At 52.4% G+C, this 22,718-nt stretch carries 15 protein-coding genes; 11 read left to right on the plus strand and 4 right to left on the minus strand.

The window, feature by feature from the left end; translation table 11 throughout:
- Positions 1–62: 62 nt before the first annotated feature.
- Positions 63–2,039, plus strand: coding sequence for a sodium/solute symporter (locus tag GZZ87_RS19750; protein WP_244648208.1), 1,977 nt, complete (start codon positions 63–65; stop codon positions 2,037–2,039).
- Positions 2,040–2,842: 803 nt separating this feature from the next.
- On the opposite strand, the gene GZZ87_RS11265 is transcribed toward GZZ87_RS19750, so the two are convergent.
- Complete coding sequence (locus GZZ87_RS11265; RefSeq protein WP_162025248.1) at positions 2,843–3,595, minus strand: hypothetical protein; 753 nt, start codon at positions 3,593–3,595, stop codon at positions 2,843–2,845.
- Positions 3,596–3,808: 213 nt separating this feature from the next.
- On the opposite strand from GZZ87_RS11265, the gene GZZ87_RS11270 reads away from it, so the two are divergent.
- The 4 genes from GZZ87_RS11270 to GZZ87_RS11285 all read left to right on the plus strand — a co-directional run bounded on the left by GZZ87_RS11270 (position 3,809) and on the right by GZZ87_RS11285 (position 11,400).
- A complete protein-coding gene (locus GZZ87_RS11270; protein WP_162025247.1) occupies positions 3,809–4,873 on the plus strand; it encodes a quinone-dependent dihydroorotate dehydrogenase in 1,065 nt (354 codons plus the stop codon).
- Positions 4,874–4,952: 79 nt separating this feature from the next.
- Positions 4,953–5,924 carry an MBL fold metallo-hydrolase gene (locus GZZ87_RS11275; protein WP_162025246.1) on the plus strand — a complete coding sequence of 324 codons (972 nt, stop codon included), beginning with the start codon at positions 4,953–4,955 and terminating at the stop codon, positions 5,922–5,924.
- 48 nt (positions 5,925–5,972) lie between these two features.
- Entirely contained in the window at positions 5,973–6,923 is a 951-nt protein-coding gene (pfkB, locus tag GZZ87_RS11280; protein ID WP_162025245.1) for a 1-phosphofructokinase, read from the plus strand.
- Positions 6,924–7,479: 556 nt separating this feature from the next.
- Positions 7,480–11,400, plus strand: a complete 3,921-nt coding sequence (locus GZZ87_RS11285; RefSeq protein ID WP_162025244.1) for a LamG domain-containing protein — start codon at positions 7,480–7,482, stop codon at positions 11,398–11,400.
- A 102-nt stretch (positions 11,401–11,502) separates the two neighbouring features.
- Here the strand turns inward: GZZ87_RS11285 and rho are convergent, their stop codons facing one another.
- The 3 genes from rho to GZZ87_RS11300 form a co-directional block, all read right to left on the minus strand.
- Positions 11,503–12,648: a transcription termination factor Rho gene (gene rho / locus GZZ87_RS11290; RefSeq protein ID WP_162025243.1), complete on the minus strand. Its 1,146-nt coding sequence runs from the start codon at positions 12,646–12,648 to the stop codon at positions 11,503–11,505.
- Between the two features lie 855 nt (positions 12,649–13,503).
- Positions 13,504–14,829 carry a Glu/Leu/Phe/Val dehydrogenase gene (locus GZZ87_RS11295; protein WP_162025242.1) on the minus strand — a complete coding sequence of 442 codons (1,326 nt, stop codon included), beginning with the start codon at positions 14,827–14,829 and terminating at the stop codon, positions 13,504–13,506.
- A gap of 72 nt (positions 14,830–14,901) precedes the next feature.
- Positions 14,902–16,215 (minus strand): ATP-binding protein, encoded by a 1,314-nt coding sequence (locus GZZ87_RS11300; RefSeq protein ID WP_162071450.1) that lies wholly within the window; start codon positions 16,213–16,215, stop codon positions 14,902–14,904.
- A 321-nt stretch (positions 16,216–16,536) separates the two neighbouring features.
- Between GZZ87_RS11300 and nuoB the strand changes: the two genes are divergently transcribed.
- From nuoB to GZZ87_RS11330, 6 genes are all read left to right on the plus strand, one after another.
- Positions 16,537–17,082 carry an NADH-quinone oxidoreductase subunit NuoB gene (gene nuoB, locus GZZ87_RS11305; RefSeq protein WP_162025240.1) on the plus strand — a complete coding sequence of 182 codons (546 nt, stop codon included), beginning with the start codon at positions 16,537–16,539 and terminating at the stop codon, positions 17,080–17,082.
- Between the two features lie 3 nt (positions 17,083–17,085).
- A complete protein-coding gene (locus GZZ87_RS11310; protein ID WP_162025239.1) occupies positions 17,086–17,703 on the plus strand; it encodes an NADH-quinone oxidoreductase subunit C in 618 nt (205 codons plus the stop codon).
- Positions 17,704–17,716: 13 nt separating this feature from the next.
- Positions 17,717–18,955 carry an NADH dehydrogenase (quinone) subunit D gene (gene nuoD, locus GZZ87_RS11315; RefSeq protein ID WP_162025238.1) on the plus strand — a complete coding sequence of 413 codons (1,239 nt, stop codon included), beginning with the start codon at positions 17,717–17,719 and terminating at the stop codon, positions 18,953–18,955.
- Positions 18,956–19,077: 122 nt separating this feature from the next.
- Positions 19,078–19,557 carry an NAD(P)H-dependent oxidoreductase subunit E gene (locus GZZ87_RS11320; protein ID WP_162025237.1) on the plus strand — a complete coding sequence of 160 codons (480 nt, stop codon included), beginning with the start codon at positions 19,078–19,080 and terminating at the stop codon, positions 19,555–19,557.
- Positions 19,558–19,614: 57 nt separating this feature from the next.
- Positions 19,615–20,979 (plus strand): NADH-quinone oxidoreductase subunit NuoF, encoded by a 1,365-nt coding sequence (nuoF, locus tag GZZ87_RS11325; RefSeq protein WP_162025236.1) that lies wholly within the window; start codon positions 19,615–19,617, stop codon positions 20,977–20,979.
- 4 nt (positions 20,980–20,983) lie between these two features.
- Positions 20,984–22,705 carry a 2Fe-2S iron-sulfur cluster-binding protein gene (locus tag GZZ87_RS11330; RefSeq protein ID WP_162025235.1) on the plus strand — a complete coding sequence of 574 codons (1,722 nt, stop codon included), beginning with the start codon at positions 20,984–20,986 and terminating at the stop codon, positions 22,703–22,705.
- Positions 22,706–22,718 lie beyond the last annotated feature (13 nt).

Raw genomic sequence — 22,718 nt, forward strand, 5'->3', positions numbered from 1 at the left:
TAGAGACTTACTCAATAGGTATTTTGCCTATAATTTAACTCAATACACATAAATATAACCCTATGGACATACTAGAAGTTTCATTATTCATCATCGCTGTTGTTGGCGTTATCGGACTCGGGATCTGGAAAAGCCGAGACGAAGATACCTCGGGAGATAAAGGGGCATCCGACTATTTCCTAGCGGGGCGCGGCCTCACTTGGTGGCTGGTTGGTTTCTCGCTGATCGCTGCCAATATTTCGACGGAGCAATTCGTTGGTATGTCGGGCTCTTCTGCCAATTGGCTGGGTATGGCGATCGCCTCTTACGAATGGATGGCAGCCGTGACGTTGATCTTTGTGGCGTTCTGGTTCTTGCCGAAATTCCTCAAAGCGGGTCTCTATACGATTCCTGAGTTCTTGCAGTATCGGTTCGATGGTGTGGCTCGTCTCGCAATGGCGATTCCTGCGATTGTCACACTTGTGTTCGTTACAACTTCATCGGTTATTTTCTCCGGTGGTAAGTTCGTTTCTGAGTATTACAACGAAGTGCCAATCCTGAACAATCTGACCTATGTCTGCTGGATGATCGCGATTTTCGCGGCTGTCTACGTGTTCGTGGGTGGTTTGAAGGCCTGTGCGTGGACTGACTTGATCTGGGGCGCTGCTCTGATCGTCGGTGGTGCCATTGTTATGTTCCTTGCGTTTAATGTGTTGGCTGAGAAGCCAGCTGAAGAGCTCTTCCTCACAAAGGTGGCGAATTCAGACGCGACGGTTGAGCAACTCGAAGCGGCAGGCACATGGGAGCGCTTTATGTTATTGAATGATGGTGTCGACGGTGAAGCCGTTGCCGTGAACGGGCCGAATGGTTCTGGCGGTAAGGTGCACATGGTGCGCCCGAAGGAAGACACTGACATCCCTTGGACAGCATTGCTCATCGGTCTTTGGATTCCTAATTTCTTCTACTGGGGCTTGAATCAATACATCGTGCAGCGCACTTTGGGTTCGAAGTCACTTGCCGAAGGTCAGAAAGGTATTGTATTCGCGGCGACTTTGAAACTGTTGATCCCGTTCTTAGTGGTGATTCCCGGTATTCTGGCGTTTAATCTCTTTAGTGGTGATCTGCATACGAATGCTGCCCATAAGAACATCGCGATGGTTGAAGCAGCTGAAGTGGCGAATTCAAATACGGTTGTGTCTGTTGAGGCCGCGGTTGTTGGCCTTCAGCCTGAACTCGCCGCTCGTGTCTTGGCGCAAAATCTCTCGGTTGTCGGTGCTGAAGCGACGCTCCCAGTGGGTGCTGGCAACGATGAGCTTGCGAATCGTATCAATGAACTCGCACAATCAGGTGTGGATGGGGGCATGACGCTCTCGACGCTGAAGGCATACGACTATGACTCGGCGTTCCCAGTCTTGGTGCGTAACTTGATTAAGCCAATGCCGTTGATCTCTTGGTTCGTGCTTGCCGCGCTTTGCGGTGCGGTGATCAGCTCGCTGGCATCGATGCTTAACTCTGCTTCGACGATTGCGACGATGGATTTGTATTCCAAGTTCACCGGTCAAAAAGATCCAGCTACCTTGGTTAAGGTCGGTCGTGGGTTCGTGGTGCTGTTCGTGTTGATGGCTGCGTTTGTGGCTCCAAAGCTCGATAACTTCGAGAGTATCTTCGCTTACATCCAAGAGTTCCAAGGCTTTATCTCGCCTGGTATCTTGGCGGTCTTCATCTTCGGCTTCTTCTCGCCACGCACACCTCGCTACTTCGGCGCGGTTGGCATCGGCCTGAACGTCATTTCGTATGGCTCCTTCAAGATGTTCCTCGGTGACTGGGTCGTTTCCAAGGGGTGGTGGTATGCGGATCAAATCGCATTCCTCGACCGTATGGCGATCTGCTTCTTCATCGTGCTCTTGGCTGGTATTATCCTGACCTTGGTGAAGCCAATGAAGAATCCAGTGGTATTGCCTGTGAACGACCAGATCGAGCTCGAGTCATCGAAGGGTGCAAAGATCGTCGGTATCGGTGTCGTGCTTGCTACGATCGCGCTCTACGCGGTCTTCTGGTAAGCTGATTCATAGCTCTTAATTCTACTAGCGGTCGTCTCTTCAGTGAGGCGGCCGCTTTTTTTTGTTCATGGTTAAAGGTCGTGCAATCAGGCAGAAACATCGTAGCGAACTCGCGCTAGCGAGGTCGATCACTGTAAGGTTCTACGCTCCGAAGTAGACGCGACTAGCGTCGCATCGCTACCGCTGATTGTGTGTCGGAAGATCGTAGCGAACTCGCGCTAGCGAGGTCGATTACTGTAAGGCGTCTCGCTGCGAAATAGACGCGACTAGCGTCGCATCGCTACCGCTTGTGTGTCGAAACATCGTAGCGAACTCGCGCTAGCGAGGTCGATTACTGTAAGGCGTCTCGCTGCGAAATAGACGCGACTGGCGTCGCATCGCTACCGCTTGTATGTCGGAAGATCGTAGCGAACTCGCGCTAGCGAGGTCGATTACTATAAGGTGCCTCGCTCTGAAATAGACGCGACTGGCGTCGCATCGCTACCTCTTGTATGTCGGAAGATCGTAGCGAACTCGCGCTAGCGAGGTCGATCACTGTAAGGCGTCTCGCTGCGAAATAGACGCGACTGGCGTCGCATCGCTACCGCTTGTATGTCGGAAGATCGTAGCGAACTCGCGCTAGCGAGGTCGATTACTGTAAGGCGTCTCGCTGCGAAATAGACGCGAGTGGCGTCGCATCGCTACGGCCTTCTGGAAGAGGAATCGCCGAGCTCTCTTCTTGCGCTGCCATGTATCGGCCTACTGCCTTACCCAAAAAAAGCCCCGGAGTGATCCGAGGCTTTTTGAAAATGCTTTGAGAGGAGCTACTTTTTAGTCTCTTCTTCTGCTGCTGGCACTTCGTCTGGTGGAGTCGTGTGCTCTTCGTATTCGGTCTCTTCTTCGTCCTCTTCCTCGTCCCACTTCATTGTTTCGTCGGCAACGAGTGTTTCTTCGGTGTCAGTGCCAGCGTCGACATCTGCGAGGTCTTTTTCGAGTGCTTCGTCTTCAGACTTCGGAGTGCTTTCCTCGTCATCGTCGAGTTCGAAGCCCTCGGGCACGTATTCAAGAATTGTGGTGAGTTCGGTGAAGTAGTGGGTTGCGCGACCTTCGAGGTAGTCACCGTTTTGTGATTCACGGATTTCTTCTTCGAGTTCTTCGACTGTCAGTTTTTGCGCGAAGTCGATCAAGTCGTTGAGCATTTTAATGCGCAGTTTGGTGATGTGGTCGAGTAGATCCGCGTAGGGGCCTTTTTCCTCATCGAGCACGTCTGGCAGCGCAAAGAGGGGGTCTTCACAGTCGAGAATGTTATCAGGCACGAGTTTCAGGAGGACTGACTTGTCGTCCTGAATCTCGTCGATTCCGAATGCGTAGAAGGCTTCTTCGACGAGATCAGTCTGCAGACCGTATTCGTTCAGCGGCTCTAATAGATCGAGTAGGTGTTGGAACTGGCGAGGGTCAATGATTCCAAGACCATCGATTTCCCAATGGATGGGATCGCTGATCTCGTTGATCCACCAGTTCATGTCTTCTCCGATGCGTGCTTTGCACCAGGTGAGTTTTGCAGTTGTATTCGGCATGCTTAAGGGGAGGGCGTGTTCCTAGGTTTTGTTTGTTTGTCGCGTTATGCTATTACTAGGTTTTTATGAGAAAAGATATAACGGGTAAAAGCTTCCAAATCCGAATTGTAAAGTGCTTTGTCAGAAAATCTTCAAGTGAGTGATTTTCATTGTTTAGTCGCGAAGCCTTGTTAACTTGCCCATTTCTCAATTTAGGCTAACAGACTTACCGCTATGGGATGTATCTACGAAAACATTATCCGCCCAATTCTTTTTAAAATGGAGCCGGAACAGGCGCATGACCGCGGACGCACCGCGCTCATGGCGCTCAGCAGTGTGCCCGCGCTCTGTGCTTTGGTGCGCGCATGCAATCAAGTTCGCGAGGATAAGCCTGTAAAGCTGTTCGGTTTGGAATTTGCGAATCGCGTCGGTTTGGCTGCAGGTATGGATAAAGACGGCGAATTTCCGCGTGCGATTGAAGCGCTGGGCTTTGGCCACAGTGAAGTCGGCACCGTCACGCCTCAAGGGCAACCGGGCAATCCACGTCCTCGCTTGTTTCGCTATCCAGAGCAAAAGGCGCTGATTAACCGTATGGGCTTTAATAATAAGGGCTCCGAAGCGATGCTCCAATGCCTCTCGAAGCACTATCCTAAGGGCAAACGTAAGATGCCTGTGGGCGTGAATATCGGTAAAGCCAAGGCGACACCACTCGATCAGGCGGTGGATGACTACTTGTCATCGTTCCGCACCTTGGCGGATCAGGCAGACTATTTTACGATTAATATCAGTAGTCCCAATACTCCAGGGCTGCGAGAGTTGCAGACAGAGAGCTACTTGCGCGATCTGTTGACGACACTGCGCGATGAAAATCGCAGTTATGCGAAGAAGCTCGGGCATGAACCGCATCCGATGCTGCTTAAGATCGCTCCAGATCTTACCTACGCTGAGATCGATCAAATCGTCGGCGTGTTGCTTGATTTGGAGTATGACGGCATTATTGCCACCAATACGACGATTACACGCCCACGTGGTTTCACTTCGACGGAGACTGGCGGCATGAGTGGCGGTTCGGATATCCGCAAGCGCTCGAATGACGTGATTAACTACATTCACCGTTCGACGGAGGGTAAATTGCCGATCATCGGTGTCGGCGGGATTGATTCAGCTGAAGCTGCGGGTGAAAAGCTCGATGCGGGTGCGTCCATGGTGCAGGTCTATACCGGCTGGATCTATCGTGGGCCATTCTTCGCTAAGGTTTTGGCTGAGGCGATGAAGATGCACGGCGAAGACTGGATCTAGCACGACTGCATTCACTTTTAATAGCAACGACCTCACTCGGCACTAGCCGATGAGGTCGTTTTTGTGTAGAGCTTTCTATATGTTAACTGCGGTGGAGCGAGGTGGCCTGTATTTGCCGAATTGTGGGCTGTGGATGGATGCGCGTCGGCCCAAGCCGTTTGCAGTCGTCTCGCATGCGCATGGCGACCACGTGGCGCGGCATCAGTCCTTTTTGGCTACGGCACCGACGATTGATTGTATTCGAGTGCGTCTTGGCGATGCGGCGGCGCAGCGTGGGGTCGCGCTGGCGTATGGTGAGGTGTATCAGCACGGTTCGTTGCGCATACAGCTGTATCCTGCAGGGCATGTGTTGGGCTCTGCGATGGTGCGGGTAGAGACGCCCAATGGAGAATCATTGCTCTATACCGGGGATTTTAAGACGCGGCCCGGCTTAGCGGCTGAGCCGATCGAAATTCCGCAAGCAGATACATTGATCATGGAGTCGACGTTCGGACGGCCTGAGTTTGTGTTTCCGCCTACGGAGGCGGTTCAGGCGCAGATTCGGCAATTTTGCACAGATGCACTGGAGGCGGGTGAGGTGCCGATTCTACTGGCTTACTCCTTGGGCAAGGCGCAGGAGGTCTTAAAGATACTAGAGCCTTGTGGATTTAGGTTCATGGCGCATAAGACGATTCGTGCGATCAATTTAGTGTATGCGAACCACGGTGTGACGATGCCAGAGACGCGACCTCTGGATTTTCTAAATCTCGCGGGTTGCGTGGTGGTGATGCCGCCGACGGTGCGCAAGCAGTTACCTGCGGGGCGGCATCGACTTGCGATGATCAGCGGCTGGGGCTTGCAGACCTCTAGCCGTTATCGCTACCGCACGGATGCGGTCTTGCCGCTTTCGGATCACGCCGATTATGCCGAGCTATTAGAGTTTGTCGAAGAGGTGAACCCAACGACGGTGTATACCATGCACGGATCGACCGCTGAGCTCGCCGCCGAGCTGCGCCGTCGTGGTCGCAGTGCGTGGAGCCTTAGCGGCAACGATCAGCTGGAGTTGTTGTAGGCGGTCTATGTGTTTGCAAATCGCAACGTTGTTTGTATTTCTTTACGTATGATAACGAAGCCTACTATCGTCACAGTCACGTTGAATCCCGCAATCGACCAAACGGTGTTTGTGGATCATCTGGAATTAGGTTCGGTGCATCGGGTGCGTGAGTCACAGCGACAAGCAGCTGGCAAGGGCGTGAATGTGGCGACCATGCTTGCGCTTGACGGTGTTGACGGAGTAGTCGCCACAGGGTTTTTAGGAGAAGACAATGCGGCGCTTTATGAGCAGCATTTTGCTGCGCATGGGATCGAAGATGCCTTTGTGCGTGTTTCGGGTGAAACGCGCACTGGTATTAAGATCGTGGATACTTCAGCCAATACCAACACCGATTTAAATATGTCGGGGCCGACCCCGACTGCTCAGCAACGTGAGGCCTTAATGGCGCGTTTGTTAGAGATGGCTGAGCCAGAACGTTGGTTTGTGATTGCAGGTAGTTTACCCGCGGGGGTTGAGCCTTCGTATGTCGCAGATGTGATTCGTGCGCTCAGGGCGAAGGGCGCGAAGATCGCAGTGGATTCGAGTGGTCCAGCCATGGTTGCTGCGGTCGAGGCGGGTATCCACCTCGCTAAGCCGAATGAGCACGAACTGGCAGAACTATTGGGCGTCGAGCTGAAAGATGCCGCGGCTATTTTGCCTGCGGCACGGAAGTTGCGGGACGAACAGATTCCAAACTTGATCGTCTCAATGGGAGGCGAGGGCGCGTTGTTTTTAAAGGAAGGCTCAGAGCTATTGGCGCAGTCGCCAAAGCTGGAAATTGTCAGCACGGTCGGTGCTGGGGATTCCTTGCTAGCAGGCTATTTGTATGGGCTGTTGCACGATGAGTCGCCAGAAGATTGTGCGCGTCGAGCTACGGTGTATGCGTGGAGCCGGTTGGAGTCGCTGAAGCCACAGTTGCCGCAAGGCGAAGATCTGTGCGCACGATTAAAGCGAGTCCAAGTGACTGCGGTGACTTAGTTGTGATGATCGCATAGGGATGGTCTCTGCACCTGCCGCGTTCTACGCTGCCTGCCGCGTTCTACGCTGCCTGTCACTGATCCTCAGCACTCAACTAAAGCACCAGCACACTGTAGGACGAGGCGGAGCTCATCCCTCCCGAAGTGTTGAGTGAAAATTACCATTTGTCATACGCGAGCGTATACAAGCCCCATGCCTCTATGAATTCTTTGTAAAATTGACTCGGCGATATTCAGCCACATCCCACGTCATTTTACCAAATGACGATACGCAAACACCCTAATGATCGCCAACATAGTCATGCCACTCAAGGTAGTTAACTCCCTTTGAGGCGCATGTAGTTCAAGGCGGAGTGGGTATTAGGACTGTGCCGCGCTTTCGCGGCACACGTATTATTTAGAATACGATGAATCCGTCAGTGGTTCGATTGAGAGGATGCACTCCTAGCATCGCCGGAATTATTTTCTTTTTTATTGTCTAAAACTACATTAGTCACTCTACCACAGTGACCTACCCCCTTCCCCCCCTCCTTCTTTTGGTCTTTAGTGGTTCCTTAATGCTTTCTGCGCATGCAGAGACGCTTTATCAGGACACTTTTGATAATGATACTTTATCCACCAATGCCAGTATTGGCGGTGGATTATTGGTGAACGAAATCAGTGAGGCCAGTTGGTCAGATACTGGCGACGCTACTTTTACCACAGAAAATACAACCTTTCGAAGAAGGGCGCTCATGTATTCTGAAAATACGTTTCAGGCGGATGAGGGGCTTCGACTGACAGCAGTCTATAAAACCGGTTCAATTAGCGATGAGGGAGCGCACGACCTTTCCTTCGGCCTCATAAGCTCTGAAACGGATCTATCGACCTTCTCTGAATATAACCCGTTCCGTCGGGATCCGACGGTTTACAGTATAGGGATCAATGTCACCGCTGAATATGATCCAAATATGCAGGGCTTGACCTTCACGAATGGCGCAACGACGAAGGCACTCGATAAGTCGGGAACCAACGTCCAGTTCGATATCGACCAATCGACTGAAGTCTCTTTCGCAATTGGTGGGGACGGCACCTGGAGCTACCGTATCGACGGTGTGCTGGAAGCCACAGGCACGGTTGCTGAGGGCTTTGATTTGAGTAAGCGCTACCACGTCGTGGTTTATGGGCAGGACGATGATGGTGGGGGAAAGACGATCGAGTCTTTGCATCTCGATGTCGCTCTGCCGGATGATCCAGACCCTTATCCTGAATTTCTGTATCACGATGGGTTTGATGGTGATGGCTTAGAGGTCAACGCCATCAAGGGGGGTGGTCTACTCAGCGCTGGGCCGGCTGCCGCGAATTGGACGGATGACGGTGATGCCGTTTACGACAATGGCGACGCGGAGCCTGATCAGCGGGCGATTATGTATTCTGCCAATCACTTTCAGTCCGCAACTGGATTTAGGCTGCATGTGACTTATGAGACAGAGTCGATTGATACCAACGGGGCGCACAACCTTTCCTTTGGGCTGGTCAGTTCAGAGTCGGACTTAGCCAATTATAGTGGCCTCAACCCCTTTCAGGCTGAGGCCGGTATTTACAGTATCGGTGCAAATCTCACGAGTCAGGGCGGCGAATCCTTTCGCGGCCTGAATTTCTCAGATGGCTCGTCGGTCGTCTCACTTGATACCTCCGGCACACGTCACCAGTTTGTCGCGGGCGAACCTACGAAGGTGACGATTGAGGTCAGTTATGCGGGATATTGGTGCTACCGAATCAACGATGAATATGAGGCGTCCGGTGCGCTGCCAGTCGACTTTGATTTAACGAAGGACTACCATATCGTCGTTTACGGGCAGGATGCGACTGCTGCGAAATCGATCCAATCCATAACGCTGGAGAAAGGCTATGGGCAGGGCGAACGCGCAGCTGGTCTTCGCGGGAGTTGGAATTGTGGGCAAGGCGATGTCGATTTTCTTCAGAATTTAAAGACTGTAGACTCCACCTTGGCTAGGTTGAACGAAGGATCAGTGGTATCTGCAGTGCATAATGTGCCCCATCGATTGTTGGAGATGATTGCGCAGGGGCTTTCGAGTGTCGGTGGCGATGCGATCACGTCTCCTGTGCCGGAAACGTGGGGCGACTTTGACGATGACGAGCCAGACAGTGATCCATTCCTAGATGAAGTCAGTGGAATTAGGAATGTGCAATTAGGGGCAAAGTTCTATTCCAATTCAGATACTTTCACCGGCGATAATACCGATGACTATCAGCCCTTCGCTGAGCGTTGGTTCGAGTATTGTGATACAGATCCAGAAGTGCAGGCATTTATCGACAGTCAACCCTACCATACCGGGATCTGGAATAGTGAGACCCAACAGTATGAAGATGCTTCGGACGAATATCCCAACCGTAAATATATGTTCTGCTATGCAGAATTCGTGCTTAAGGATTTCTCGCTCAGATATGGAAAATACGCGACTTCATGGACTTTTGACTCCGCAAAGCATATGGTCGCAAACGGCGACAAGGATGAAAGCGGAATCATTGAGGAGCAACGTATCTACCAAGCATTTGCCAATGCGGTATGGGCCGGGAGTCCAGATTGCCCAGTCGCTTTCAATAACGGACGGCTAGATAATGACTACTTTGGTATAGATGATGAGTTCCCGTATGCTCGCTCGACACGCTTTGATGATTATACCTTCGGTCATGCGCACAATGGTAATGATGATCACGCTTCATTAGCTGTGAATCCGATCCGCAACGAAACGGTTTTTGCGAGTAACTACCGGCACGTCACTCGGATGACGGATACGAATGGGTATGTTAAAGTCGGCGGTGAATGGGATTGGGATGATCAGGTGGTGGGGAACTACCACTCGAAGCTTGGACCCGCATCATGGCGTTACAGCACACCGTCAGCCTGGAGCCAGGACGAATTTAACCAATGGAATCTTGAGGCAATTCAAGCCGGTGGGCACATGACATGGGAAGGCTCGATCCCGAGGACGGATCCACAGCTACTCAGAGATTGGGCGCAAGAGCTACTCGCCGCGACCGATGCGTATCTCGCGGTTAATGCATTCCCAGGGCCTCCTGCTTGGTCTCGTAAATATACAGACCTCCCTGAAGCGCGCGTCGGGGAGTCTTACTACCACGTTCTCGTGGAAGGAGTCGATTTCTGGGATCCCGAGGGAGATGAAATCGCAAGTATTTTAGCCATTAAAGACGGCTTTTTCTCCAACGTGCCGGATTGGCTCACAATTGCTGAAGATCCCGATGTAGCAGGGAACTGGATACTCAGCGGTGTGCCTACGGAATCGTCTACAACCTCCTATGACTTTGTTTTAGAAGCGACGGATGTTAATAATGAGTATGGAAGCCGCGGTGTGTCGCTTCCAGTGTCGCATGCCGCGCAAAGTTTAATAGCAGAATGGAAGTTTGATGAAGGGCAGGGGACGGTTGTCGCCGACAGCGTCTCCGGTGCTTATGAAGCGACCAGAGCGACTGGCGATTGGATCGATGGCGCCTATGGTCATGCGATGGACTTTGATGGTAGCCAAGCAGGTTTAATGCTTCCCGCTGGCGCTTTTACCGAGGTCAGTGAAGCGAATGAGATTACGATTTCCATGTGGGTGTATGGCGATCCTTCACAGCCAGTGGCAGATACCATTTTGAATGCCGTAGACAGTTCTGGAAATCGCATGCTCAATATCCACCTGCCATGGAGTAGTGGAGAAATTATTTGGGATGCAGGCGGAAATGCCAGTGGCTATGATCGTGTCAGACAGGATGCGATTTCAGAAGACTACGCAGGGAGCTGGAATCATTGGATATTCACGAAGAACGCAGCTACTGGAGAGATGTCTATATATCTCAATGGAGCCCTTTGGCACTCTGTAATAGGGGAAACGACAGAAATTGGCGTGATCCAAGATGCCCTTCTAGCTAACAATGTAGATGAAGATAGTGCCTATCAGGGCGCAATGGATGAAGTCAGGATTTACGCGAGTGCTTTGAGTAGCTATGAAGCCACCAGTCTCTACGAATCCTACACCGTGGTTGACGCTTACAATGCGTGGTTTGATAGCTATGCTGGCACCACTGCTCCCGGAGCGTTAAATACGAACTGGGACGAGGATTTTGACAGCGATGGGATCTTAAACCTGATGGAGTATGTGCTGATCGGTGATCCTACAGCAATGGATCCAACGATTCTGCCTCAAGTCGTGTCCGATGACTTCGCGGATGAAATTGTTTTCCGCTTCCTGAGACGAACCGCATCGATTGATGACATTGCTCAAACCTTTTACTATTCTTCTGATTTGAAAAATTGGGAGGGCATTGAGCTGACCGCTGATTCAATCAGTCCGACCGTTGAGGTGTTGAACATAGATGCACAGACACAACAACTGGATATCACATTAGATTCTGCAGGCTTAGCAGAGGATGGGAAATTATTCGGAACGCTTGAAGTCTATTTCAAGGACTAGTCGAAAGCGATTTCGCGATCCTGACGTAGGGGCTTCAGTGATACAGGCATTCTTGCCTGTTGCTGTGTGTTGGAACAGACAAGAATGTCTGTGTCACTAAATCTATCGATCCAGCAGTTTGAGGAATTCTTCGTTGTTCTTGGTCAGGCTGAAGCGTTCGATCATGATCTCGGCGGCGTCTTCGATCTTTTGACCGGCGAGGGCGCGGCGCAGGAATTGTGCGCCTTCGAGATACTTACCGGAGAGGATCAGTTCTTCCTTACGTGTGCCGGAGGCGTTGAGGTTGATCGCAGGCCAGAGGCGGAGCTCGGCGGCCTTGCGGTCGAGCACCATTTCCATGTTACCGGTGCCTTTGAATTCTTGGAAGATCAGGTCATCCATCTTACTGCCGGTTTGCACGAGGGCAGTGGCAATGATGGTGAGGCTGCCGCCTTCTTCGCAATTACGCGCGGCAGAGAAAAATTGACGTGGCTTTTCGAGGGCGCGGCTATCCAGACCACCAGTCATTGTGCGGCCACCTTTGCCAGATGCGGCGTTGTAGGCGCGAGCGAGGCGGGTGATGGAGTCGAGTAGTAGGACGACGTCCTTGCCTGCTTCGACGAGGTGCTTTGCGCGTTCGATTGCGATTTCAGCGAGGCGTGTGTGATTCGTGATCTCTTCGTCGTTGGAAGAGGCGTAGATCTCGGCATCGACGCTGCGCTTGAAGTCGGTGACTTCTTCGGGGCGCTCATCGACGAGGAGCACGACGAGGTGGCATTCGGGGTGATTTTCTTTAACGCCGTGAGCGATGTCGTGCAAAATCGTGGTTTTACCAGTGCGCGGTGGGGCAACGATCAGTCCGCGGGTGCCTTTGCCGATCGGGCAAAACATATCCATGATGCGGGTGGTGAGTCGGCCGTCTTTGGCAGCGAGCTTGATTTGCTCGTCCGGCGCGATGGAGACCATCTGTTGGAAAGTGTAGCGGCCTTTGCGCTCTTCCATGGTCGCGCCGTCGACGGTTTCGATAAAGCGAACCTTGGGGTTCGGGAAGCGTGGGTTGCTGATGGCGTTGCCTACGATGAAGTGACCCTTCTTCAGGCGGAAGCGCTTGATGAGCTCTGTCGGAACAAAGGGGTCAGTCGGACGCGTCTTGCCGTTGCGGGCAGGGTCGAGGAGTTGGCCAGTCTTATTCGGCAGGATTTCCAGAATGCCGGATACTGCGATTTGATTGTCCTTAGGTGCTTCCTTGGTTGTTTCTTCGTTACTCATGTCGAGCGGCCACGAATGGCTAGTATTAGTCTTTGAAAGTGGCGAACACGTGGTGTTCTACTTCGCGTAAATCTACAGATATATATCCGAAGATTAAGAGGGTGTATCGTTGTTTAAGCTTTCAGGTGGACGCCGGGTCCGCTTCGTTGCGAGCTCTGGGCTGCGCATGCTGTGTAAACGATATGTAAGGATTTGAAGGACAAGTGAGGCGCTGTCAAGCGCAGCTTCGCTGGCGCAGTGAGGGCGACCTTCGGTCGAGTGGTGCCTTCGGCAGTGAGGAGTGAGGCGGCTGCGCCGAGTGATGCGACCTTCGGTCGAGTGAGAGTGAGAGTGAGGACGACCTTCGGTCAGTGAGAGTGAGTAGTGAGGACGACCTTCGGTCGAGTGAGAGTGAGTAGTGGGGTAGCGCAGGTTTCGTGGTCTAAGTATCTGAAAACAAAAAAGCGTGTCGCTTCTACGCAGGCCGTTTCTCTGGTGAGCACTGTTACTATACTCACGCGCATCATGATTTGTGAAAAGTGCATTCAAGCTACATCTCTGCTTAAGGTCGGGGCTTTGCTTTGCGACGTGTCAGTCCGTAGCCTTGGCGAAGGCTGAAGACCGCGTAAAGGCCTTAAGGCCATGGAGTTTTACAGCGTCTCCTGCCTTCGCGGTTCGCGCAAGCACGACCCCTACGCATATGTCTGAACCATCAAGAATCATAATTCTTGATGCGCGGCAGTATACTAACTCGCCACTCTCACTCGCCGAAGGCGTTACTCCCACTCCTCTGCGAAGCCGAGTCACTCTCACTGACCGCAGGTCACCTCACTTCAACCGCAGGTTGAGTCACTCCCTTAATTCGGCTACGCCGAATTAAGGGAAGACGCCACGCATGTCGTAGACGTTATTGATGTGCTCAATGGCAGAGGCGTAGGACGCGATGCGCATGTTGCAGTCGAGTTGCTCTGCCATGGCAAGCACGCGCTCGGCGGAGCGGGTCATGGTCTTTTTGAGGCGTTCATCGACGAGCTCTTCGTCCCATGTCTCGGATTGGCGGTTTTGTTTCCACTCAAAATAACTGACGGTTACGCCACCGGCGTTGCAAAGGATCGCTGGGAGCACTTCGACGCCTTTGTCGAGTAGGTAGCGCTCGGCGTGTGGTGTGGTCGGGGCATTGGCGCCTTCGACTAGCACTTTGCATTGGATGTGCTTGGCGTGTTCAAGATCGACCATTTGCTCTAGCGCAGCGGGAATGAAGAGGTCAACGGGTGTCGCATAGAAGGTCTCGTTGCTGACGGCTTGCGCGTCGGCGAAGTCTTTGACGCCGCCTGTAGCCTTTACGTGCTGGGCGAGCGCTTCGGCGTCGATGCCGGTCTCGTTGAGAATCGCGCCGGTGTGATCCATTACGGCTTTGAGTGTAGTGCCACGCTTTTGGAGGAGGCGAGCCGTCCAAGAGCCGACGTTGCCATAACCGATCAGGCTGCAGGTGGATTCGTTGAGTTTGATGCCCATGCCTGGGAGTAGGGCGTCGAGCACATAGACGAGACCTTGGCCAGTGGCTTTGTCACGTCCGGCTGAGCCACCGAATTCCAGTGGCTTGCCGGTGACGACACCTCGAGCGGTGACTTTGTGGGCAGAGCTGGAGAAATTGATATAGGTGTCGGCCATCCAAGCCATGACTTGAGAGTTGGTGCCGACGTCAGGTGCGGGGATGTCGTTGTCGGGGCCAATGTTGTCACCGAGTGCGGCGGTGAAGCGGCGGGTGGCGCGCATGAGCTCGTGTTGGCTGACACCGCGTGGGTCGATCTTGAGTGCGCCTTTGGCGCCGCCGAAGGGCAGGCGGGCGAGGGCGCATTTCATGGTCATAAGGAGAGACAGTGTCTTGACCTCGTCGAGTTTGACCTCGGGGTGATAGCGGATGCCGCCTTTGTAGGGGCCGAGCACATTGTTGTGCTGCACGCGGTAGCCTTTGAAGAGTTGCCAGGTGCCGTCGTCCATTTGGACAGGAAAGTGCACCATGATTTCGTTCTTTGGCTGAGTGAGGATGAGCTTTAGCCGATGGGCCACGTTCAGTGCATTGGCAGCTTCGAGCACGGAGCCGATGGTCTGAAAGTAGAGATTGTGGTCGTCGTAGTATTCTTCGAGTTCGTGGAAGATTTCACGGGCGGATTGGCAGGCAGAGGTATCACAGGTTTTCATATTTTTATCGTGTCAGAGCTTTCAAGTCTGACAAGCTTAGGCGTGAGTTTATAGTTGTTGTTTCGTAATTGATTAAACGTCGATAAGCTCCCAATGGCCACCTTTGTCGGGGCCTTGTCTGCGTAGTGCACCTGTCTCTTGTAAGTTCTTGATGTTGCGTTCGATCGTTCGCGTGCTGACGCCGATTTGCTCGGATAATTCGGCAATCGTGACTTGATTGTTGGTTCCAATGATTCGTCGGATTTTCTCCGACGTTTTCTCCGACGTTTTCTCCGACGTTTTCTCCGACGTTTTCTCCGACGTTTTCTCCGACGCTTCGGCTGTGCGCAGTAGTGTGGTCACAAACCATCCTCCTGTGATTTCAAACCGAGTCGTAGGTTCTTTTTCTAATATAAGTGGAATGCCGCGGCCCCATGATTCAACGAGTTTAATCCGTCGCAGTAACTCGGCGATGAGTGGGTTGCGACGGCGCGACACCGTTCCATCGCGGAGGTCATCTAGTGTGATGCCATCAATCAATGTCCCTGGATTGCGAATTTCTACGCGATTTTTATAGATGGCGACCTGCACTGGGTCTGGATCGCGATAGTTGCGATGGCAGAAGGCGTTGATCACTGCTTCACGGATTGCTTCGGGGTGGATTTCAGGCACATCGATCCGTTCCAGCCCTTGCACCTTCATGCCGATGTGGATGTTCTTGAGAATGTAGTTCTGCGCCTCTTCGATCAATTCGAGTAGCCCCCCTTTGGTATTGTGCTGATCCAGTATCGTGGAGCTCGTGGTGCTCGCAAATACGGCCGTGCGTAGCTCATAGGGCGGATGCGACTGAAAAAAGACCGTCGCCGCGTTGAGTAGTTGGCCGCCTTCCAGCAATGAGAGATTTTTTAGAGCGGTTTCAGCTTTGCTCCAGATGAGTCCTGCTTTTTCAACAAAGATGCGGATGCCGTCCACGTGTAGACTCTTGAGTAGTAGAGTGCTGGGTTCTGTATCCCACCCACGATGAGTTCGATTCTTTTCGAGAATTAGCCGCTCCAACTCTTCCGCCGAGAGTTTGCGATCTGCATCGCTGACTCGCATGTAGGCACGGCCAAAAGCAAAGTAGGGGCGAGCTCCTCCTTGAAAAACGACTTTGAGGCAGGGCTTTCCTGTGAGCGTCTCTTTGACTATCTGAGGGTAGATGCGCGGTTCAATATGTGTTGCGATTGCTTGCGAGAGGTCGCGCAGTGTCTTTTCGCTGATTTGTAGCCCTACGGGTGTGCCGTCATTTTTGATCCCAAACCAGAGCTCGCCTTTTCCGTGTTTGTTTAAAATCGCAGCCAAAGAAATTAAGCCCTCTTTCTGTTCAGAGAGGCTTTTCTTGAACTCGATGTGTTCGCTTTCATTCATTGTGCTCTGTTTATTGTAGGGCGATCGCCGAGTTTGTTTTTAGCTCACGTGGAAGATTTCACGGGCGGATTGGCAGGCAGAGGTATCACAGGTTTTCATTGGGATCATGGTAGCTCGTTGGGAAGCGCTGACAAGGTTACTTGGTGGATATATTCCCCTTGGGGGTGAGAATGCATGCTAACCCTTTAGCGACTGTGTGGTATTTTAAGGCGAAGTCGCGCTTCTTGTGACGATTAAGTCAAATTGTAGCTTGCATGAGATAGGCTTAAAATTAGGGTCTCACCGTTTTGAGGGAGTCCACTTAAAGGCCTCACAATTAGCATGCAAAATACAACCATAGCTTATGACAGTAAGGTCGAGGGTGAAGTCATTGTCACTCAGGCGGATGCTGTAATTAACTGGATCCGCAAGCACTCGGTATGGCCGATGCCCATGGGCCTCGCTTGCTGCGCGATCGAACTAATGGGTGCCGGTGGCGCGCGTTTCGATATTTCCCGATTCGGGATGGAAGTTATGCGATTTTCGCCTCGTCAGGCGGATTGTATGATCGTTGCGGGCACGGTGACTTACAAAATGGCAGAGGTGGTGCGTCGTATTTACGACCAGATGGCCGAGCCAAAATGGGTGGTTGCTATGGGCGCTTGTGCGAGCACAGGCGGCATGTATCGCTCGTATGCGACGCTGCAAGGCGTGGATAATATTATCCCAGTTGATGTTTATATCAGTGGTTGTCCTCCGCGTCCGGAGGCATTGCTGGATGCGATGATTAAATTGCAGGACAAGATCGGCACCGAGCGTTCGGTGAAGAACTTGATTCCTAAAAAGGCGGATTCTGCGGAATTGGCCGGAGCTGCGAAGGAAAGTTAAGCTATGACTACCAGTGATTTGGCTCTACTCAAGGAGCGCTTCGAAACTCTCACAGAGCGCGAGTCTTCGGACCATACCGCGTTGAATTGCCCAGCGGATCAGCTGATTGAGCTGTGCACTGCGCTACGCGATGACTTCGGCTACGATATGTTGGTCGATGTGACTGCGGTCGATTGGGACGCGCAGAGTCCACGGTTTACCGGGATCTACCACTTTCTTTCGACGACGAAGCACGAGTATCTTCGTGTGGCTGCCGATTGTGCGGATGATATCAATCCAGCGCTACCGAGCCTGTCGGCTGTCTTTGCTTCGGCCAATTGGCACGAGCGCGAGACCTACGATTTGATGGGCATTCGCTACGAAGGGCACCCTGATTTGACACGTATTTTGATGTGGGATGCGTATCCGTATCATCCACTGCGTAAAGATTTCCCATTGGCGGGGATCGAAGTGCCGCTGCCAGCTGCCGATGTGGCGGAAACGACTGGTGCCTCTGTCTTGCCTGCGCCGATGATGGGCGGTCCGTTCGTCTCGTCCGCTGATGGGCCAATGAGCCAGACCGAGCCGCGTGCGAAGGATCAGAGCTGGAACGAGAAAAAGGTAAAACCCTGCGGGAAATAAGAGGATTTTTTAAATGGCCACTACCAAAGAAATTTCAATCGGAGATGCCGGGGCACGCGCAAGCGATGCCGAGGGTGAACTCTCTGGCGAGACCATGATGCTCAACGTCGGGCCTTCGCACCCGACCACTCACGGCGTGTTGCGCTTGAAGATGGAGCTCGACGGCGATGTCGTGAAGAAGTGTGAGCCAGTGATCGGCTATCTGCACCGTGGCACTGAAAAGATTGCCGAGAACATGACGTATAACCAGTTCGTGCCTTATACAGACCGACTGGACTACATTGCACCGCTTTCCAATAACGTCGCATATGCGATGACAGTTGAGAAGTTGGCGAACCTCGAAGTGCCTGAGCGTTGCCAAGCGATTCGTATGCTTTGCTGCGAGTTGGCGCGTATTTCGTCACACTTACTGGGTGTTGGGGTTTACGGGATGGATGCCGGCGCATGGACGGTGTTCATGTATACGTTCACTGAACGTGAAAAGCTCTACACTCTGTTTGAAGAACTGACTGGTGCGCGTTTCACCACTAGCTATACACGTATCGGCGGTGTCGCTCGCGATATTCCAGACGGCTGGCTGGGGCGTGTGCTTGATTTCTGTAAGGGCGTGCTGCCAGTGCTGGATCAGGTGGATAAGCTTCTGACTCGTAATCGTATCTTCATGGATCGCACCGTTGGTATTGGCGCGATCTCGAAAGAGGATGCGTTGTCTTACGGTCTGACTGGGCCAAATCTCCGCGCTTGTGGTATTGATTTAGACCTTCGTAAAGATAAGCCGTATCTCGGCTATGAAAATTACGATTTTGAAGTGCCGATCGGCACCAATGGTGACTGCTACGACCGCTATCTAATGCGTGCTGAAGAGATCCGCCAGAGTGTTGGAATCATTCGTCAGTGCATCGGTAAATTCCCAGAAGGTTCTTACTATGCTGAGGACGCGAAGAAGATCTTCGCTCCGCAAAAGTCGAAAGTGCTGACCAGCATGGAGGAATTGATCCAGAACTTCATGATCACGACTGAAGGCCCGCAGATTCCTGCAGGTGAAGTGTATTTCGAAGCCGAAAACCCGAAGGGTGCGCTTGGCTTCTTTATCGCCTCGAAGGGTGGAGGTGTTCCATACCGCTTGAAGGTGCGCGGTCCGTCTTTCTGTAACCTCAGTATCCTCGATAAATTGATTCCTGGCCACTATTTGACCGACATCACCGTGATCCTTGGGTCGCTCGACTTCGTGATGGGCGAATGCGATAGGTAGAATTTGGAATTACGAATTAGGAATTACGAAAACTGGAAACATTGAAATTTGGAAAACACTGAAACTGGAAACACTGAAACACTCTCCACTTTTCACTCCTCACTTTCCACTCCCTTTAAACGATGAACTTAAAACCCGAAACAATCGAAAAAATTGATAAGCTGGTGCCGCGTTATCCGACGATGAAGAGCGCCGCGCTGCCGCTGTGCCACTTGGTGCAAGAGGATCAGGGCTATCTTTCGAACGAAGCGATGGAGTGGATTGCCGCTCGTCTAGAGCTGCAGCCGATCAACATCCTAGAGATTGTCACATTCTACCCGATGCTCCGCACGGAGCCGACCGGTAAGCACCACGTGCGTGTTTGCCGCACACTACCGTGTGCACTCGCTGGAGCGTATCAGACCTGTGAGCGCCTAGAGAAAGAGTTCAACTGTAAGGTCGGCCACACCAGTGAAGATGGTTCGGTGACACTTGAGTTTGTCGAATGCCACGCAGACTGCGGTAAAGGCCCAGTCGTCATGGTCGGCGAAGACGAATATACTGATATCGATCCGGACAAGGCGTCTGAGCTCGCTGCAAAAATCAAAAATGGCACCCTGTAAGCTCCTCTCGGTCCGCAATTCTTAATTCCTAATTCTTAATTCCTAATTCTCCCTCCCATGGCGCTAGAGCAAAAAAGGCTGATTTTTAAGCACGTTGATGAGCCCGGCTACACCAACGATATCGATTGCTACATTAAGCACGGTGGCTACGACCAACTCAAGAAGGCGGTCACGCTGAAGCCCGAAGATATCTGCGCGGACGTGCTGACATCGGGTGTGCGTGGACGTGGCGGCGCGGGTTTTCCTGCCGGCATGAAGTGGAAGTTCCTCGACCGTAAGTCTGGTAAGCCGATCTACCTCGTCTGTAATGCGGACGAATCCGAACCTGGCACTTTCAAGGACCGTGAAATCATCCACCAAGATCCGCATCAGTTGATCGAAGGTATGATGTGCACCGCATTTGCGATTCAAGCAAAGCTCGCATTCATTTATATCCGCGGCGAATTCTTCCAAGGATACAAGATTCTCGAACGTGCGATCGAAGAAGCGCGTGAGAAAAATCTCCTCGGCGACAACATTCTCGGTTCCGGCTATTCGTGCGACATTATCGTCCACCGTGGTGCGGGCGCTTACATTTGTGGCGAAGAGACTGGCCTGATCGAATCGATCGAAGGCAATCGTGCAAATCCACGGATTAAGCCTCCATATTTCCCTGCAGCGCTCGGTCTGTATCAGTGCCCGACGATTGTAAACAACGTCGAGACATTGTGTGATGTGAAGCACATCGTCGAGATGGGTGGCGAAGAGTTCGCTAAGATCGGCACTCCAGGCAATACTGGCACACGTATTTGGTGTGTGTCGGGCCACGTGCAAAAGCCTGGTTACTATGAATTTCCTTGTTCCGCGCTGACGCTCGGGCAGTTGATCAACGATGTTTGCGGCGGCCTCAAGCCCGGACGCAAACTGAAGGCGGTCATCCCTGGTGGATCCTCCTCGAAGATTCTACGCGCGGATGAGCGTTTTACCGGAAAACTCAAAGATGGCACCGAATACGACTGGGGCATTGAAGATATCCCAATGGATTTCGACAGCCTCGCTGCGGTCGGTTCGATGTCTGGCTCCGGTGGTGTGATCGTAATGGATGATTCGACTGATATGGTCGAAGCCCTTGCGAATTTGAACTATTTCTACGCCCACGAAAGTTGTGGTCAGTGCACACCATGCCGCGAAGGTGTGCCATGGATGCGCAAGGTCACACAGCGCATGTGTGACGGCGAAGCCCGCGAGGAAGATGCAGATTTATTGAAATCAATTGCCGATCAAATCGCAGGTCGCACGATTTGTGCTTTCGGTGAAGCAGCTGCTTGGCCGGTTCAAAGTTTCATCGCTAAATTCAAAGACGAGTTCGTGGAGAAAGCCCGCGAACAAGCCGCCCGCCGCAAGGAAGGGCAAGAGCCAGCTAAGGAGACCACGCTGATCTAAGACCATGAATATTCAAAACATAGTCGAAAATATCACCATCAACATTGATGGGCAGGACATTTCTGTGCCGAAAGGCATCAACATCATCGAAGCGGTGAAGCTTGCAGGCAAGGGCGCGGAAGTGCCGCACTACTGCTACCACCCGAAGCTATCGATCTCCGGTAACTGCCGCATGTGCATGGTTGAAATGGGCATGCCGATGCGTGACCGTGGCACCGGCGAGCCCGTGCTCGACGAGAATGGTGTGCAGAAGATCGGTTGGATGCCAAAGCCGACCATCGGTTGCGCGACCAATGCGGCGCCTGGGATGCACATCCGCACCAACACCGAGATGGTGAAAGAGTCGCGCAATGGTGTGACCGAATTTTTATTGATCAATCACCCGTTGGATTGCCCGATTTGCGACCAAGCTGGTGAATGTAAGCTACAGGAGTTCTCTGCGGAACACGGTCGTGGCTACAGCCGCTTCATTGAGCAGAAGAACGTAAAGCCGAAGCGCACGAAGCTTGGCTCACGTGTGACGCTTGACGACGAACGCTGCATTCTTTGCGCACGTTGCATACGTTTCAGTAAGGAAATCGCTAAGGACGACGTGCTAGGCTTTGTTGATCGTGGCACTTACTCCACATTGACTTGCTATCCCGGCAAAGAGCTAGAGCACAACTACTCGCTCAACACCGTTGATATTTGCCCAGTTGGCGCACTGACGAGCACAGACTTCCGCTTTAAGATGCGTGTTTGGTTCCTCAAGCGCACCAATAGCATTTGCACGGAAAGTAGTGTCGGCGCGAATACCGAAATTTGGAGCCGTGAAGGTAAGATCTACCGCATCACACCGCGTCGTAATGATGCCGTGAATGATACATGGATGACCGACTCCGCTCGCGAACTCTTCAAGGCGTCCGAATCGGATGACCGTCTTACACACTACACCATCGAAGGTGTGCACAAGAGTGATGTTGAGACCGCGGCCGCAGCCGCTGAGTTGCTCAAAGCTGGCGATGTCGCACTCGTCGGTTCCGCTGGAAGTTCGATTGAAGAACAGTTTTTCTATCGTTTGATCGCAGATCGCTCCAAGGCATCTGTCTCACTGGTCAGTCATACTGGGGAAGGGGATGGCATCTTGCTTTCTGAGGACCGCACTCCGAATCTTCGTGGTGCCTTGCTGAATGGTTTGATTTCGAAACTACCCGAAGCGGATCTGACTGCAGTTGCAGATAAGATTAAGTCTGGCGCGATCAAGACGCTCGTGGTCGTCAACGAAGACGTCACGCAGCTCGGCATTCCATCGGAGCTATTGGCGAAGGTGAAAGTCATTTATTTCGGCACACATGCGAATGCTGTGAGCCAAGTCGCCAACGTCGTATGCCCATCTTTGATGGTGTATGAGAAAGACGGCTCGTTCGTGAATCAAAGCTTTATTCTTCAGAAGTTCAAAGCAGCGGTGCCTGGTCCACGTGGTATCCAATCGGATGTTACAGTGCTCGAAAAGATCGTCGCTGGCTTAGGTGAAGAAAAGCCAACCGCGTTGACGATGGACGTCGCTTGGGAGCGTATCGCAGACACGATGAGCGCCTTTGAAGGTCTTAGCTGGCGCGGTATTTCCGATGAGGGCGTCGCGCTTGATCCGGCTGCATTCATCGATTTGCCTTTCGTTGAAACTAAGAATCTAAAATTCGATCCAGTCGCGTTCAAGGAGGCGCAAGCCGCTTCCACTGAAGCTTAAAGCAAATTGCCGG

Source organism: Lentimonas sp. CC4 (genome assembly GCF_902728235.1).
GTDB lineage: Bacteria > Verrucomicrobiota > Verrucomicrobiia > Opitutales > Coraliomargaritaceae > Lentimonas.